Raw genomic sequence first — 16,728 nt, 5'->3', positions numbered from 1 at the left:
GAAGGCAGAAGCGATGAGTACAGGAGAGCGCAGCCGTGTCGGGTTGGCGACAGCACAGGTGCTGCGGCAATGGAGCAAACAATGACGAGTGCTCCTGGCAACATTGGATCTGGTGTGCCCTACGTTGAGGCGCCCAATCTCTCCATCAACGTCGGAGGAACTGCCTTTGCCTATCGAGAGCTAGGCCCCCGGGGCGGCGTGCCGCTCGTTCTCCTCAATCATTGGGGAGCGGTGCTGGACAATTTCGACCCGCGGATCGTTGACGGCCTCGCCAGCAAACACCGCGTGATCGCGACCAACTATCGCGGCATCGGTGCGTCGGGCGGAACAGCACCTGTGACTATCGACGAAATGGCGCGCGACGCGATTGCCCTGATCCGGGCGCTGGGTTTCGAGAAGGTCGATCTGCTTGGCTTTTCCCTCGGCGGATTTGTGGCGCAGGATGTTGCGCTCAAGGCTCCCGGTCATGTGCGAAAGCTCATCCTGACTGGCACCGGTCCTGCGGGCGGCAAAGGTATCGATAGGGTCGGAGCGGTGTCCTGGCCGCTCATGATCAAGGGTCTGCTGACGCTACGCGACCCGAAATTGTATCTGTTTTTCACATCTACGGCCAATGGTCGCCAGGCCGCGAAGGCTTTTCTGAAGCGGTTGAAGGAACGCAAGGCGGACAGGGACAAGGGCCCGACTCCTGGCGCCTTCCTGCGGCAACTCAAGGCAATCAAAGCCTGGGGCCGACAGGCGCCTCAGGATCTCGGCCGTATCAAGATCCCCGTCCTGATCGCGAATGGCGACAACGATATCATGGTCCCGACTGTGAACAGCACCGACTTGGCCGAACGCATCCCCGGAGCGCAACTGGTGATCTACGAAGACGCCGGGCATGGCGGGATATTCCAGTACCACGCTGATTTCGTGCCGAAGGCTCTTTCCTTTCTGAGCGATTGGCGCCGCTGCTAACTTGAGATTGGAGAAAGCCCATGAAGGCATTCGTCGTTGATAAATACAAAAAGAAGGGCGCTCTGCGTCTGGCCAACGTGCCCGAACCGGAAGTGCAGCACACTGATGTTCTGGTCCGGGTTCACGCCACAGCTGTGAACCTGCTGGATTCCAAGCTCCGGGATGGAGAGTTCAAGCTTATTCTTCCCTATCGTCCGCCTTTCATCCTGGGTCACGACGTCGCCGGAACGGTTGTCAGGACAGGATCCAGGGCCAGCCGGTTCAAGGTGGGCGACGAAGTCTATGCGCGGCCGCGCGATCATCGGGTCGGTACATTCGCCGAATTCATCGCCATCAATGAAGCTGACGTGGCGCTGAAGCCGAAAAACTTAAGCATGACGGAAGCGGCATCCATCCCGCTGGTGGGGCTGACGGCGTGGCAGACGCTGGTCGAAGTGGGCAAGGTGAAGCCCGGCCAGAAGGTCTTCATTCAGGCCGGCTCCGGTGGTGTCGGGACTTTTGCCATCCAGCTCGCCAAGCATCTCGGCGCTACAGTTGCGACGACAACCAGTGCAAGGAATGCCGAACTGGTCAAAAGTCTCGGGGCGGATGTGGTCATCGACTACAAGACGCAGGACTTCGAGAAGGTCCTGTCGGGCTACGATCTTGTGCTGAATAGTCAGGATCCAAAGACGCTCGATAAATCTCTGGGTGTGCTCAAGCCGGGCGGCCAGCTCATTTCCATTTCCGGTCCGCCCGATCCGGCTTTCGCCAAGGAAGCCGGTCTGAACCTGTTCCTGAAACTGATCATGCGTCTGCTGAGCCGTGGCGTGAGGAAAAAAGCCGAGCGCCTCGGCCTACGCTATTCATTCCTGTTCATGCGCGCGCAGGGGCAGCAGTTGAGCGAGATTACGTCCCTGATCGAAGCCGGCGTGATCCGCCCAGTCGTCGATAAGGTGTTCCCATTCGAGAACACCGGGGATGCACTGGCCTATGTCGAGACCGGCCGCGCGAAGGGCAAGGTGGTCATCGCGGTGCAGTGAGGTCTGGCCTTAGTGCGTCCGTGCCAGACAGAACGCCACGACCTGCTCCAGTGCAGTCTTCATCGGCGATGACGGAAACAGCGCCAGCGCATCGACGGCCATGGCGCCGTAATGCTGGGCGCGGTTGATCGTGTCTTCCAGCGCGCGGTGCTTGGTCATCAGGCCGATGGCGTGATCGAGGTCGCCTTCGCCGATCTCGCCGCGCTCCAGCGCCTTGATCCAGAATTCGCGCTCTGCGTCGTTGCCGCGGCGGAAGGCGAGCACCACGGGCAGGGTGATCTTGCCCTCACGGAAATCGTCGCCGACATTCTTGCCGAGCTTGGCAGCCTTGCCGCCGTAATCGAGCACGTCATCGATGAGCTGGAAGGCGATGCCGAGATTCATGCCGACCGAACGGCACGCGGTCTGTTCGGCCTTCGGGCGGTTGGCGATCACCGGGCCGACTTCACAGGCGGCGGCAAACAGTTCGGCCGTCTTGCCGCGGATGACGGCGAGATATTCGTCTTCGGTGGTGGCGGTGTTCTTGGCGGCGGCGAGCTGCATCACTTCGCCCTCCGCAATGGTGGCGGCTGCCGAGGAAAGAATATCGAGCGCGCGCAGCGAGCCGACTTCAACCATCATGCGGAAGGCCTGGCCGAGCAGGAAGTCGCCGACGAGAACGCTGGCTTCGTTGCCCCACAGCATACGCGCGGACAGCTTGCCACGGCGCAGTTCGCTCTGGTCGACCACGTCGTCATGCAACAGCGTCGCTGTGTGCATGAATTCGACGGAGGCCGCGAGCTTGATATGGCCGTCGCCGGCGTAGCCGGTGAGATTGGCCATCGCGAGCGTCAGCATCGGGCGCAGCCGCTTGCCGCCCGACGAGATCAGGTGGTTGGCGACCTCGGGGATCATGGTGACTTCCGAGCCGGTCCGCGACAGGATCGTCGCATTGACGCGCTCCATGTCAGGGGCGACAAGGCTGACCAACTGGTCGATCGACGCTGTCGCGTGACTCTCGAAGGGAACAATCACCGCCACGCTGGGCTCTCCGAATTACAAGGGCGCTTCGTCGGGCCATGAAAAAGGCAGGCACTGGCAGCGCTTATATTCAAATAGGGCGAATTCACGTTGAAAACAGGTGTCCCCATCTGCTGAATTGCCGTCGACCGATATCGGGCCGCACAATAGAAACTGCGCAGCGGCGCGGCAAGGGCATCGGAACCTTGACTTCCCCATAGATACACACCCGGTTACTGGCAGGGAGCGACCTCCAATTGCGCGAAATCATGCGGACGAACGATGTGGTGCTGGTCTCGGCGGTGGGCGCGCTGCTCGACGGCGCGAATATCCACCATCTGGTGCTGGACCAGAATATGAGCGTGATCGAAGGATCGCTGGGCATCATTCCGCGCCGGATCCTGGTGCATGAAGACGATGACCTGCAGGCGCGCCGTGTGCTGACCGAAGCCGGGCTGGCCCACGAGCTGCGGGTGCAGGATTAAGCCTATGGCTGACGCGATCGTGACCACGGAGGACGGCTTCCTGGGTGGCCAATTGCGGCTGCGGCAGCCGAAATCCGGCCATCGCGCCGGCCATGACGCGATCCTGCTGGCGGCCGCAACGTCAGCGCAGGCTGGTCACAAGGTCGTCGATTTCGGATCGGGCGTAGGGACAGCCGGTCTGGCGCTGGCGCGGCGTGTCTCCGGCCTGTCCCTGACGCTGATCGAGATCGACCCGCAACTTGCTGAACTGGCGAGGGAAAACGCGACGGCGAACGGTATCGCAGTGGATGTCGTGACGCTCGATATCGCTGCGAGCGCCGATGTTTTCGCTGCCGTAGGCCTGCCGCAAGACAGCGCCGACGCGGTGCTGATGAATCCGCCCTTCAACGATCCCGCGCGCCATCGCGCTTCGCCGAACAAGTCGCGCGAGATCGCCCATGTCGCGACGGAAGACACGTTGCAGACATGGATTCACGCGGCGCGGCGGCTGCTCAAATCCGGCGGCGTGCTGACATTGATCTGGCGGGCGGACGGATTGCCCGATGTGCTAGCGGCGCTGGGTCGCGGCTTCGGCAGCGTCGCAATCATGCCGGTGCATGGCGATGCGACGGCGCCGGCGATCAGGGTGTTGGTGCGTGCTGTGAAGGGTGGCCGCGCGCCTGCGGCAATTGAGCCCGGCATCTCGCTGCGGGATGCGGATGGCGCGCCTGATCTCCATATCCAGCGCGTGCTGGCCGGGCAGGCGGTTCTGCCGTGGTCGTCGCTTCGGGCATCGCTCTAGGCGATGCCGCAGTCAGCGTGTTGTTTATTGAGGAGCTGTTTCAGAACGTTTCTGCGGCGCCGACGTGAAGTGGATCGCCGTGAGCAGCGTACCGATGATCAGCATGAGCAGATAGATTTTCATGTCTTCTCCCGCTGCGGCGTAAAGGCCTGTTATGGTTTTCAAACGCTGAAAGCGTCTCTCGGTTCAATGACAGCAGCGTGATAAAAGTTGGTTAATGTCGAGGAAATTTGAATGAGCGAATCCAATTTAAAAGCGGCGATCACAAGGCTGCTGCCTGCGCGTTTCCGTCGCGCATCTGCAGTCGTGCCGGTGGTGCGTCTGTCCGGCACGATCGGCGCCGTCACGCCGCTGCGGCCGGGATTGTCGCTCGCAGGCGTCGCGAGGCTGCTGGACAAGGCATTTGCGACGAAGAATGCCAAGGCTGTCGCGCTGGTGATCAATTCGCCGGGCGGCTCGCCAGTGCAGTCGCGGCAGATCTATCTGCGCATTCGCCAGCTCGCGGCGGAGAAGAAACTACCGGTGTTCGTGTTCGTCGAGGATGTCGCCGCATCCGGCGGTTACATGATCGCCTGTGCGGGCGATGAAATCTTTGTCGATCCGTCATCGATCGTCGGCTCGATCGGTGTGGTCGGCGGCACCTTCGGTTTTCAGGAATTGATCAAGAAGATCGGTGTCGAGCGGCGTCTCTATACGGCGGGTGAGCACAAGGCGATGCTCGATCCGTTCCTGCCGGAAGATGCCGATGATGTGGCGCGGTTGAAATCGCTTCAGCGCGAAATCCACGCGATCTTCATCAATCTCGTGAAGGAGAGCCGCGGTGCCCGGCTGAAGGGCGCCGAGGACGTGCTGTTCTCCGGAGAATACTGGGCCGGTGAAAAATCCATCGCGCTCGGCCTCAGCGATGCCATCGGCGATCTGCGCTCGGTGCTGCGCGCGCGCTATGGCGACAAGGTGCAGATGCCGGTGATCGCGCAGCCATCCGGCATGTTGTCGGGTCTGCTCGGCCGCAAATCGGGAGCGGGCTCGCAGCTTTCGATGGACGGCCTGTCGGGACTGCCGGATCAACTGATCTCGGCGCTGGAGACTCGCGCGCTGTGGTCCAAATATGGCTTTTAGCAGGACGGTATTGCGCGGCATTTGGTGGCTTAAAAGCCAATTGCGGGAAACCGGCACTTGCGCGAGACTATCGGCAGGGGGCTTGAGATGAACGACAGGAATCGACAGATGCCGCCGCTGGTCGCACTTGCAGGCGCGCTTGGGAGCGCAGCCGTTGTCCGCTGGGCCTATAGAACCGCCAAGCGGATCAATCATGAACTGGAAGAAGCCCGTCAGGCGCGGGTCGCCGAACGCAGCGGGACCACGGAGGTCCCGACCCTGCGCCGCGATCCCGTCACCGGCGCCTATCGGCCGGGCTAGGAGCCGCAAACAGGCCCCAAAACATTTGCGCCGGCCTGAGGACGGGGCACGTCCTCGAGACCGGCGACAAAGTTGGGCTTTCAGGCTTGGAGGTCCCTTGGCCCTGGAGATTTGGACAACTTAAGACTTGGAGGTCTCCGGTCCGTGCAACCGTCGTTGCCGGACCGTTCAATGGGGCAAGTCCCGACGACCGGGTTCGTTCCCACCGATGCCATTCAGGATAGTGCGCGGGACTTAACGACTAACCCTGCTGATCAGGCGATGTGCCGGCGCGGTTACCCGTCGGTTACCGCCAAATCGGGCCGCATTGCCTTGATTCCGCAAGGCCGCGCCGATACGGTCCGCGCGCTTTGATCCGCCTTGATCCCCTTGGCGAATCCCCGGAAAAACGGCCCAGAAACCACCATGGATTCCCTGCCTCCGCACATGCGCCCGGAACGTTCGTTCCAGGGCTTCATTCTCGCTCTGCAGCGGTTTTGGGCCGAGCAGGGCTGCGTGATCCTGCAGCCCTACGACATGGAAATGGGCGCCGGCACCTTCCATCCCGCGACGACCTTGCGGGCGCTGGGGCCGAAGCCCTGGAAGGCCGCCTACGTGCAGCCATCACGCCGGCCGAAGGATGGCCGTTATGGCGAGAACCCGAACCGGCTGCAGCACTATTACCAGTTCCAGGTGATCATGAAGCCATCGCCGGCGAACCTGCAGGACCTCTATCTGCAGTCGCTGAAAGCCATCGGCATCGACACGGCGCTGCATGACGTGCGCTTCGTCGAGGACGACTGGGAAAGCCCGACTTTGGGCGCCTGGGGCCTCGGCTGGGAATGCTGGTGCGACGGCATGGAAGTCAGCCAGTTCACCTACTTCCAGCAGGTCGCGGGCGTCGAATGTGCGCCGGTCGCCGGCGAGCTCACTTACGGTCTCGAACGCCTCGCGATGTATGTGCAGGGCGTCGACCGCGTTTACGATCTCAACTTCAATGGCCGCGACGGCGCCGACAAGGTGACCTATGGCGACGTCTTCCTGCAGGCGGAGCAGGAATATTCCCGGCACAATTTCGAACATGCCGATACCGCGATGCTGTTCGAGCAGTTCAAGATGGCCGAGGCCGCCTGCCGCAAATATCTCGACGCCGGCTGGAAGAGCGACAAGCGCGAAGAACACCTGATGGCGCTGCCGGCCTATGACCAGTGCATCAAGGCCAGCCATGTTTTCAATCTGCTCGATGCGCGCGGCGTGATCTCGGTCACTGAGCGCCAGAGCTACATCATGCGCGTCCGCGAACTCGCCAAGGCCTGCGGCGAAGCGTGGGTGCATACCGAAGCCGGAAGTGCTGCCTGATGCCTGATCTTCTCCTCGAATTGTTCTCCGAAGAAATCCCCGCCCGCATGCAGGCCAAGGCGGCGGAAGACCTGCGCCGCATGGTGACCGACCGACTGGTTGCCGAAGGTCTCGTCTATGAAGGCGCCAAGGCCTTCGCGACGCCGCGTCGTCTGACGCTCACGGTGCATGGCATTCCCGCGCGCCAATCCGACCTCAAGCAGGAACGCAAGGGACCGCGCGTCGGCGGTGCCGAAGCTGCGATCCAGGGTTTTCTGAAAGCGACCGGCCTTGCCTCGTTGGATGAGGCCAAGATCCAGCGCGATCCGAAGGGCGATTTCTACATCGCGCTCACCGAGAAGCCGGGCAAGCCGACGGTCGACGTGCTGGCCGAGATCCTGCCGCTCATCATCCGCACCTTCCCGTGGCCGAAGCAAATGCGCTGGGGTGCGGCTTCCGCGAAATCCAGCGCGCTGACCTGGGTGCGTCCGCTGCATTCCATCGTCGCGACCTTCGGCATCGAGACCGAAGAACCGGAAGTGGTGCAGTTCGACCTCAGCGGCGTCAGCGTCGGTCAGACCACCTACGGCCATCGCTTCCTCGCGCCTGATGCGATCCAGGTGCGCCGCTTCGACGACTACGTGGCGAAGCTGCAGGCCGCGAAAGTCGTGCTCGATCCCGAGCGCCGCAAGGAAATCATCCTGGCCGATGCGCGGCAGCTCACTTTCGCGCAGGGCTATGAACTGGTCGAGGACCCCGCGCTGCTCGATGAAGTCGCGGGCCTGGTCGAATGGCCGGTCGTGCTGATGGGCTCGTTCGACAAGGACTTCCTGTCGATCCCGGACGAGGTAATCCGCGCCACCATTCGCGCCAACCAGAAATGTTTCGTGGTCCGCGATCCCAAGACCCAGAAGCTGACCAACAAGTTCGTCATAACAGCCAATATCGAAGCGAGCGATGGCGGCACCGCGATCATCGCCGGCAACGAGCGCGTCATCCGCGCGCGCCTGTCGGATGCGAAGTTCTTTTACGAGACGGACCTGAAGACGAAGCTCGAAGACCGGCTGCCGAAATTCGAGCAGATCGTGTTTCACGAGAAGCTCGGCACCCAGGCAGCACGCATCAAGCGCATCGAACGTCTGGCCGGCGAGATCGCGCTACTGGTCGGCGCCGATCCCGCAAAGACGAAGCGTGCCGCGCAGCTTGCGAAGGCGGATTTGCTGACTGAAGTCGTCGGCGAATTCCCCGAGCTGCAGGGCCTGATGGGCAAATATTACGCGCTAGCGCAGGGCGAGGATGCTTCGGTGGCTGCCGCAAGCGAGGAGCATTGGAAGCCACAGGGGCAGGGCGACAGCGTGCCCACTGATCCTGTCAGCGTCGCGGTGGGGCTTGCAGATAAGCTCGATACGCTCCTCGGCTTCTGGGCGATCGATGAAAAGCCGACGGGGTCGAAAGATCCGTTCGCGTTGCGTCGTGCAGCACTCGGCGTTATCCGGTTGATTCTGGACAACCAGCTGCGAGTAAATTTGTCTGAAGTCAGCTACTACGCTGGTTTCCCGATATACGGTGCGATTTACTTCAAGGAAGCTCTTGCCCCAAGCGAAGCACGCGAAATACGTGCTCTTGCAGAGCGTATGGGCAACGAAGGTCTCGCCGGCGTTGCTGATCAACGAGAGGGGGCAGTCAAGGCGTTCGATCCTGACGAGATGATGGTCCCGACTTGGGAAAACATCGGTCAGGAGAATGCTGCTTCTATTCTCGCCTTCTTCGCCGACCGCCTCAAAGGCCAGCTCCGTGACCAAGGCGCCCGTCACGATCTCGTCGATGCGGTGTTTGCGCTCGGCGGTCAGGACGATCTGTTGATGGTGGTCCGCCGCGTCGAGGCGCTCGGCAAGTTTCTCGACAGCGATGACGGCAAGAACCTGTTGGCCGGCACCAAGCGCGCCAACAACATCCTCGCCATCGAGGAGAAGAAGGACAAACGCAAGTTCGACGGCACGCCCGATGCCGCGCTGTTCAAGCTCGACGAAGAAAAGGCGCTGGCCAAGGCGATTGCCGAAGTTGGGCCGGAAGCGAGCGCGGCTGTTGCCAAGGAAGACTTCGCCGGCGCGATGACTGCCATGGCCAAGCTGCGTCCGGCAGTGGATGCGTTCTTCGACAAGGTGAAGGTCAATGACGACGACGCGGCGGTCCGCGAAAATCGTCTGAAGCTGCTGAACGAGATCCGCGCGGCGACGCGTGCGGTGGCGGATTTCTCGAAGATCCAGGATTGACGAGTGGGGCGCCTGCGGGCGCCCACTCGTCATCCCGGGGCGGGCCGTAGTGGCGAAGCCGCGGAGGTCAGAACCCGGGATCCCGAAGTGTTTTCACCATGTCAAGATTCCGGGTTCGTGTGCGCGAAGATGCGCCCGCGCCCCGGAATGACGAACTCGGGGCGGATTGCTTCGCTGAGACGCGCAGTCCGCACGATATTTCCAGCAATCTCCCGAAACATTTACCTTACATTAACCATCCCTTGAAATGGTCCGGTTCCGTAACGGTTTCTTAACCGTCGCTTCCCAGCGCGGGCAGGACTGCCCAAGGATCGCCCATGACCTCGGTCAATACCGGCCTCAATCCCTATGCCAATTACGGCTCCGCCTATGCGCGGGCCGCCGCCACCGCCCAGCCGTCGCTGGCCAATGCGCTCAACAGCAATGAGAGCGCATCGTCGTCCTCCGATGCGGCGACCAATCTGACGCTGTCGGAGGCGGCGCGGGCGAAGCTTGCGAGCTCCGGCTCCGACAAGGATATCGCGACCGTCGTCACGGATCTCAGGGCGAAGCTGGCGGCCCAATATGTGGCCGCAAAAGCGACGGGGCCGCTGGACAAGGACGGCAAGCTGACCATCGATCTCTCGACGCTGGATCGCCGTTCGCTCTACGCCATGGCCACCAACAATGGCGGCACCTTCACCGCCGACGAGCAGAAGGTCGCCCAAGCCGAACTGGGCAATCGTTTCAACGCAGCGCTGGCGCCTGCTGCAGGCACGGCCAAGCTCACCGGCGATTTCAGCGGCATCTACAAGGCGGCGCTGGATTATCTCGATGCCGCGGGCAGCGAAGAGAAAGCCTCGGCGGCCTGGTCCGCGCAGCGCGAGGCCGTGCTGAAGGGCATTCAGGCGACCGAGCAGACACCGACCAAGGCGCCATCAGGCATCGCCAACGATCCGGTCGCAGCCTATCTCGCGCAGCCCGATACAACGACGCCCGTGCAGGACATCGCCACCGTTGCGAAGAGCGTGCGTGCGGCGCTGGATGCGCAGGCCAAGGCGGCGAAAGAGGCGGGCAAGGGCGAACTCGTTTATGACAGCCGCCGCAAGACCGGCCAGCTCGCGGATTTCTCCGCCGTCGACAATCGTTCGCTCTCGGCGATCTCGCTCAATCAGGATGGTCTGTTCTCGAAGGAAGAGAGCTTCGCGGCCAAGCAGGTGCTCGATTCACGAAATCGCACCAGTATTCTCGAGGCGTTGCAGGCAAGCCAGAAAAGCGGCGATCCCAGCCAGTTCAGCCTCGGCATTCTCAACACCTATTCGGCGATGAGCGATGAGGAGCGGACCGCCTCCAACTGGACGCCGAGTTTCCGCGACAATGCAGTGGCGAGCTACAAGTCGACCAACCACATTCTGTCGCTGCTGAAGAGCGGATAAGCGTCGATACAGGAAGGTGCTGCAATACTCCGTCCTCATCCTGAGGAGCAGCATCTTCGCCGCGTCTCGAAGGATGGCTGCAAACACCGGCGCTCACCCATTCATGGTTCGAGACGCGCGAAGTCGCGCTCCTCACCATGAGGCGGAGCTTGTGGCGTCATGCGCAAACAAAAAAGCCCCGCCCGGTGGGGGATGACCGGGGCGGGGCTTCTTCGCCCGGTCGCCATTCGCGGCGCCCGAACGAATCTTCTTTCAACGTGACGTGCTAGTCGACGACCTGCACGATGCGGCGCGAGCGCGGCTCCACCAGCACCGTCTGACCATTCACCACCGTGTAGCGATACGGCGTCGTCGCAACCGTCTGCGGCACGTCGTAATAGGTCACGCCGGCTTCCGGCAGCGTGGTGCCGACGACGATGCGATCGGGCACGGTGAAGGTCGGCACGCGTTCGCGCACCACATATTCACGGAATGCCGGTCGCTCCTGCACGGTGATGCCATCGGGATCGTTGTTGTCGACGATGACGCGATCGCCGCCCGATACACCGACGGTGACGCCCTGAGCCTGCACGGCCAGCGGAGTGCCGAGCGCACCGACAAGGGCCGCTGCCGCAATAAGTTTGTTTCGCATGATCGTCTCCTTCGTGAACGATGTCCGGCTTGCCGCGCCGGTCTGTGCCATCCAGCCTGGTTCGATTTATTCACCGTCCGCCAATGCATGCCGCCAGCGATCGTTCCGGAATTTTCCACGCGCAATTGCTGGTTTTTGATGCACTGCAGGCAGGTATGCGGGAACCCATTGATGGGCAGGGCGTCTTTATGCTGCTAAATCCCCGCGGCGCATCGCACCCGAATCGATTCCCTCACGGAGACACTTCATGGTCATCACGGCAGCTCACATCCAGCCGATTGTCGCGCTTATCGCTGGCGTTCTGATTTTGATCATGCCGCGGTTTCTCAATCTGGTGGTGGCGATCTATCTGATCTTCGTCGGACTGGCCGGACTCGGCGTCTTCAGGATGTTGAAAATCGGCTAAATTTCGACACGGCCGTTACCTACAGCGGTACCTCCGGGCTGCTTGCGCCACGTCCCTGAAACGTGGTGTAACGCGGCACATTTCCCTGTCGTTTCCTCTCGCGGATTGATTGAGAACCATGGCCAAAACCGCCTCGAAGTCCAAGAAAGCCCCTGCGAAGTCAAAGTTGTCCAAGGCTGCGCCCAAAGTAGCTTCGGTGGCCCGCAAGGCGCTTAAGAAGTCAGCTGCAAAACCTGCAGCAAAATCCGCGGCGAAGGCCAAAACGGCTGTGAAAGCAAAGGTTGCTCCGAAGCCTGTTGCAAAGGCTCCCGCATCCAAGAAGGCGGTTGTGGCCAAATCTTCTACAGCCAAGACTTCGGCGACCAAGGCCGTCAAGAAGGCCACCAGCAAGCCGGTGACTGACGTCATCAAGGCCGGCAAGTGGGTTTATTCGTTCGGCGGCGGCAAGGCCGAGGGCAAGGCCGGCCTGCGCGACCTGCTCGGCGGCAAGGGCGCGAACCTCGCCGAAATGGCCAATCTGGGCCTGCCGGTGCCTCCCGGCTTCACGATACCGACCTCGGTCTGCACCTATTTCTACGCGAACGGCAAATCCTATCCGAAGGAATTGCAGTCGCAGGTGGAGAAGGCGCTCGAGGCTGTCGGCAAGATCACCGGCAAGGGCTTTGGCGACGAGAAAAACCCGCTGCTGGTTTCGGTGCGCTCCGGCGCCCGCGCCTCGATGCCGGGCATGATGGACACGGTCCTCAATCTCGGTCTCAACGACACCACGGTGGAAGCGCTGGCCGAACTGTCGGGCGACAAGCGTTTCGCCTATGACAGCTATCGCCGCTTCATCACCATGTATTCCGACGTGGTGCTTGGCTTCGAGCATCATCACTTCGAAGACATTCTCGACACCTACAAGGACAACAAGGGCTACACGCTCGACACCGATCTCGATGGTGACGACTGGGTCAAGCTTGTCGGCCAGTACAAGGAAGCCGTCGCGCGCGAAACGGGGAAGGACTTCCCGCAGGATCCGCACGAGCAGCTCTGGGGCGCCGTCGGCGCCGTGTTCTCATCCTGGATGAATACCCGCGCGGTGACCTATCGCCGCCTGCACGATATCCCGGAGTCGTGGGGCACCGCCGTCAGCGTGCAGGCCATGGTGTTCGGCAATATGGGCGAGACCTCGGCCACCGGCGTTGCGTTCACGCGCAACCCGTCGACCGGCGAGAGCAAGCTGTATGGCGAATTCCTGATCAACGCGCAGGGTGAAGACGTGGTGGCGGGCATCCGCACGCCGCAGGACATCACCGAAGACGCACGGATCGAGAGCGGTTCGGACAAGGCGTCGATGGAAGCGGCGATGCCGGAGGCGTTCAAGGAATTGACGCGCATCTACACCCAGCTCGAGAAGCACTACCGCGACATGCAGGACATGGAGTTCACGGTCGAGCAGGGCCGGCTCTGGATGCTGCAGACCCGCAATGGCAAGCGTACTGCCAAGGCGTCGATCCGCATCGCGGTCGAACTCGCCAATGAAGGCGTGATCTCGCAGAAGGATGCGGTATCGCGCATCGATCCGGCGTCGCTGGATCAGCTCCTGCATCCGACCATCGATCCATCAGCCAATCGCGACGTCATCGCCACCGGCCTTCCGGCATCGCCGGGCGCCGCATCGGGCGAGATCGTGTTCTCGTCGGACGAAGCCGCCAAGCTGCAGGCCGACGGCAAGAAGGTTATTCTTGTTCGCGTCGAAACCTCGCCGGAAGACATTCACGGCATGCACGCTGCCGAAGGCATTCTTACCACCCGCGGCGGCATGACCTCGCATGCGGCGGTGGTCGCGCGCGGCATGGGCAAGCCCTGCGTCTCCGGCTGCGGCACCGTCCGCGTCGACTACGGCCGCGGCACCATGAGCATCGGTGGCCGCGTGTTCAAGGCGGGCGACGTCATCACCATCGACGGTTCGGTTGGCCATGTGCTGTCCGGCCGCATGCCGATGATCGAGCCGGAATTGTCGGGCGAATTCGCAACGCTGATGGGCTGGGCCGACAAGGTCCGCAAGCTCAAGGTCCGCGTCAATGGCGACACGCCGGAAGATGCGCGCACCGCGATCAAGTATGGCGCGGAAGGCATCGGTCTGTGCCGTACCGAGCACATGTTCTTCGAAGAGACCCGCATCCGCACCGTGCGCGAGATGATCCTCGCCGAAGACGAGCAGGCCCGCCGCGCCGCGCTCGCCAAGCTGCTGCCGATGCAGCGCGCCGACTTCGTCGAACTGTTCGAGATCATGAAGGGCCTGCCCGTCACGATCCGTCTGCTCGATCCGCCGCTGCACGAATTCCTGCCGCACACCCAGGGCGAAGTCGAGGAAGTGGCGCGTGTCATGGGCACCGATCCGCGCAAGCTTGCGGACCGTGCGCGTGATCTCGCCGAGTTCAATCCGATGCTCGGCTTCCGCGGCGTACGCATTGCGATAGCCTATCCGGAAATCGCTGAGATGCAGGCGCGCGCGCTGTTCGAAGCCGCGATCGAAGCAGGCAAGCGCACTGGCGAACAGGTCGGCCTCGAAGTCATGGTGCCGCTGATCGTCACCAAGATGGAGTTCGATCTCATCAAGGCGCGCATCGATGCCACTGCGGTGTCGGTGATGAAGGAGACCGGCGGCAAGCTGAACTATTCGGTCGGTACCATGATCGAACTGCCGCGTGCCTGTCTGCTGGCCGGCGAGATTGCCGAGACCGCCGAGTTCTTCTCGTTCGGTACCAACGATCTGACGCAGACGACCTTCGGCATCAGCCGTGACGACGCCGCGAGCTTCCTCGGTACTTATATCGCCAAGGGCATTCTGCCCGTCGATCCGTTCATCACGGTCGACCGCAGCGGCGTCGGCGAGCTGGTGAAGATTGGCGTCGCGCGTGGCCGCAAGACTCGCCCTGATATCAAGGTTGGTATCTGCGGTGAGCACGGCGGTGATCCGGCATCGGTAGCCTTCTGCCATGAGATCGGCCTCGACTACGTGTCGTGCTCGCCCTATCGCGTGCCGATCGCGCGTCTCGCTGCCGCACAGGCTGCGCTCGGCAAGGAAATTTCCAGCCAGGCGTAAGTGCTTCGCTGATTTCATGATCTGAAAAATGGCCGGGGAGTTCCCCGGCCATTTTTATTGCGTGCCTCATGCCGTGTTTGTTCGTGCGTCGGAATGGAACTCGCAAACATTTTCACGCATCCGCGAATTTCTCTTCATCATCTTTGTCAACGCGATGTTTACTACTTTTGTGGAGCCGCGGTTTACCAAGGCTTTCGAATGATTTTGCGCTGCGCTCGTACAGCTTGCGTGTGGCGTCGTTGCATCGCCGATTAACTCCGCGGCAACTTTGATTCCGTACTAACGAAATAGATCGAAATGTACGGATGTGCAGATTAGTGCCGTGCAGGGCGATGCTGGTGTAAGCGTTGCGTGAGCGTATCGATGTTAGTACTGCGTAACCGGCCGAAGGGCGCGCGTGGCGCGTTCTTCGGCTTCGGTCTCTGCGTTTTCGCATTGGCCCCGACAGAATCTGGCTATCAGGACATCGCCTCGCTGCTGGCTCGCCAGCCGGGCGTGACCGAACGCTGGCAGAAGCGCGTGTTCGCGCCCGCCGTCTCCTCCATCCAGGTTGCGACATTCTCGTTCGGCCGCCCGATGGGCACGGCCTCGCGCAATCCGACCTTGCAACTCGCCAGCCTCGACAATTCCGGCATCGCCGCCAGCGGAGCGCTGACTGACATCACCGGTGCACTGACCCGCAATCCGCTGGCGCAGCCGCCCCGCCGCTATGAAGCTGCAGATTTTCCAAAAGTGGATCGCTCGCTGAAGGGCGATCGCCTGGCCATCCGCGCGCCGGAGACCGTGGTGCCTGATGAGCCAGCCAGACAGGATTCATTCGACGACAACAGATCGGTGATGGGCGCGAAGACCGTCGATGCACTGCCATCTGCGCAGCATGCGCCCCTCGATCCCGAACTCGATGAAGCGCTGCGTGCCCCGCCGCTCGCTCAATACGACACGTCGCAGCCCGTGCAGCCCACCGAGGACGCCAAGACCGATGCAGCGGTGATCCCCGTCGAGCCGGCGCCGGCCAAGGACGGCTTCTCTGTGAAGACCGCGAGCCTGTTTTTCGGTAGCTCGTCGCTTGGCGCATCGGTCGAGACAATGGAACGCTGGCAGCCTGGCGAAGAGCCGACCATCGTAATGCCAGGCACAGCCGTGCCAGGCATTGCCATGCCGGGCTCAAGCCTGGACCCGGACATGAAGGCTACGGCGGTGGTGCCGAATGCGGCGATCAACCCGACCGACGGCGGCGAAAGCGTTGCCGGCAAGGGCGAGGTCAACAGCGCCAATCAGCGTGCGAAGACGCCGGCCGAACGTATGGGCCTTACCGAGCAGACCCGCGGCAAGCAGGAAAAGTGTCTGACGGAAGCCATCTATTTCGAGGCCCGCGGCGAGGCGGTGCGCGGCCAGATGGCGGTGGCGCAGGTGGTGATGAACCGCGTGTTCTCCGGCTTCTATCCGACAACCGTCTGCGGCGTCGTCTATCAGAACAAGCATCGCCGCCTGGCCTGCCAGTTCACCTTCGCCTGCGACGGCATTCCGGATGTCGTGAAAGAGCCCGACATGTGGGAACGCGCCCGCAAGATCGCGAAGGCGACGCTCGACGGCCGGATCTGGCTGCCGGAAGTCGCGAAGTCCACACATTACCATGCCTATTGGGTGCACCCGTCCTGGGTCCGCGAGATGAAGAAGATGTACAAGACCGGCGTGCATTCCTTCTATCGCCCACGTAACTGGGGCGACGGCAGCGAAGCACCAAGCTGGGGCACGGCGGCGCAGACGGCGGAAATCTCCGCCAAGCTCTCCGAAATCAAGCCGTAGCAGCCACGACTTTACCTCCGAGCCTGCCAAGAGCGATGCCATGCCCGGCATCGCTCTTTCCATTCCGGATTTCGCAGAATGTTATGCCGACCCTGGGCCGGGACGATGTCTGCGTGGCCCTGCATC

The 16,728-nt window shown here is 62.0% G+C and carries 15 protein-coding genes; 13 read left to right on the top strand and 2 right to left on the bottom strand.

Annotation, left to right across the window (positions count from 1 at the left end; translation table 11 throughout):
• Positions 1–69: 69 nt before the first annotated feature.
• Both AB8A23_RS01035 and AB8A23_RS01030 read left to right on the top strand, forming a co-directional pair.
• Positions 70–957, top strand: a complete 888-nt coding sequence (locus AB8A23_RS01035; RefSeq protein ID WP_439057138.1) for an alpha/beta fold hydrolase — start codon at positions 70–72, stop codon at positions 955–957.
• Positions 958–977: 20 nt separating this feature from the next.
• Positions 978–1,979, top strand: a complete 1,002-nt coding sequence (locus AB8A23_RS01030) for an NADP-dependent oxidoreductase (protein WP_439057139.1) — start codon at positions 978–980, stop codon at positions 1,977–1,979.
• A gap of 9 nt (positions 1,980–1,988) precedes the next feature.
• On the opposite strand, the gene AB8A23_RS01025 is transcribed toward AB8A23_RS01030, so the two are convergent.
• Positions 1,989–2,999, bottom strand: a complete 1,011-nt coding sequence (locus tag AB8A23_RS01025; protein ID WP_439057140.1) for a polyprenyl synthetase family protein — start codon at positions 2,997–2,999, stop codon at positions 1,989–1,991.
• A 236-nt stretch (positions 3,000–3,235) separates the two neighbouring features.
• On the opposite strand from AB8A23_RS01025, the gene AB8A23_RS01020 reads away from it, so the two are divergent.
• The 7 genes from AB8A23_RS01020 (at position 3,236) to AB8A23_RS00990 (ending at position 10,668) form a co-directional block, all read left to right on the top strand.
• On the top strand, positions 3,236–3,463 hold the full coding sequence (locus tag AB8A23_RS01020) for a putative signal transducing protein (protein WP_184513424.1): 228 nt from the start codon (positions 3,236–3,238) through the stop codon (positions 3,461–3,463).
• Between the two features lie 4 nt (positions 3,464–3,467).
• On the top strand, positions 3,468–4,244 hold the full coding sequence (locus AB8A23_RS01015) for a tRNA1(Val) (adenine(37)-N6)-methyltransferase (RefSeq protein ID WP_439057141.1): 777 nt from the start codon (positions 3,468–3,470) through the stop codon (positions 4,242–4,244).
• A gap of 234 nt (positions 4,245–4,478) precedes the next feature.
• On the top strand, positions 4,479–5,363 hold the full coding sequence (locus AB8A23_RS01010) for a S49 family peptidase (RefSeq protein WP_439057142.1): 885 nt from the start codon (positions 4,479–4,481) through the stop codon (positions 5,361–5,363).
• A gap of 108 nt (positions 5,364–5,471) precedes the next feature.
• A complete protein-coding gene (locus AB8A23_RS01005) occupies positions 5,472–5,663 on the top strand; it encodes a hypothetical protein (protein ID WP_089262464.1) in 192 nt (63 codons plus the stop codon).
• 405 nt (positions 5,664–6,068) lie between these two features.
• Positions 6,069–7,001, top strand: coding sequence for a glycine--tRNA ligase subunit alpha (locus tag AB8A23_RS01000; protein ID WP_184513429.1), 933 nt, complete (start codon positions 6,069–6,071; stop codon positions 6,999–7,001).
• A complete protein-coding gene (gene glyS / locus AB8A23_RS00995) occupies positions 7,001–9,253 on the top strand; it encodes a glycine--tRNA ligase subunit beta (protein ID WP_439057143.1) in 2,253 nt (750 codons plus the stop codon). The genes AB8A23_RS01000 and glyS overlap by 1 nt, the downstream gene beginning before the upstream one ends.
• 317 nt (positions 9,254–9,570) lie before the next feature.
• Complete coding sequence (locus AB8A23_RS00990; RefSeq protein WP_439057144.1) at positions 9,571–10,668, top strand: hypothetical protein; 1,098 nt, start codon at positions 9,571–9,573, stop codon at positions 10,666–10,668.
• Between the two features lie 265 nt (positions 10,669–10,933).
• Here AB8A23_RS00990 and AB8A23_RS00985 read toward each other — a convergent pair whose 3' ends face one another.
• Positions 10,934–11,299: a DUF1236 domain-containing protein gene (locus AB8A23_RS00985; protein WP_439057145.1), complete on the bottom strand. Its 366-nt coding sequence runs from the start codon at positions 11,297–11,299 to the stop codon at positions 10,934–10,936.
• 247 nt (positions 11,300–11,546) lie between these two features.
• Here AB8A23_RS00985 and AB8A23_RS00980 point away from each other — a divergent pair, with 247 nt between their 5' ends.
• The 4 genes from AB8A23_RS00980 to AB8A23_RS00965 all read left to right on the top strand — a co-directional run bounded on the left by AB8A23_RS00980 (position 11,547) and on the right by AB8A23_RS00965 (position 16,602).
• A complete protein-coding gene (locus tag AB8A23_RS00980; protein WP_089262456.1) occupies positions 11,547–11,705 on the top strand; it encodes a DUF3096 domain-containing protein in 159 nt (52 codons plus the stop codon).
• Between the two features lie 118 nt (positions 11,706–11,823).
• Entirely contained in the window at positions 11,824–14,796 is a 2,973-nt protein-coding gene (gene ppdK, locus AB8A23_RS00975; RefSeq protein ID WP_170849757.1) for a pyruvate, phosphate dikinase, read from the top strand.
• Between the two features lie 28 nt (positions 14,797–14,824).
• On the top strand, positions 14,825–14,998 hold the full coding sequence (locus AB8A23_RS00970; RefSeq protein WP_165826769.1) for a hypothetical protein: 174 nt from the start codon (positions 14,825–14,827) through the stop codon (positions 14,996–14,998).
• 161 nt (positions 14,999–15,159) lie between these two features.
• On the top strand, positions 15,160–16,602 hold the full coding sequence (locus AB8A23_RS00965; RefSeq protein ID WP_439057146.1) for a cell wall hydrolase: 1,443 nt from the start codon (positions 15,160–15,162) through the stop codon (positions 16,600–16,602).
• Positions 16,603–16,728: the final 126 nt, after the last annotated feature.

Origin of the sequence: Tardiphaga sp. 619_E2_N8_4 (assembly GCF_051810905.1) — a bacterium.
Classification (GTDB): Bacteria; Pseudomonadota; Alphaproteobacteria; order Rhizobiales; family Xanthobacteraceae; genus Tardiphaga; species Tardiphaga robiniae.
Note: the sequence above shows the minus strand (reverse complement) of the source record. Positions and strands in the feature narration are given on the sequence as shown.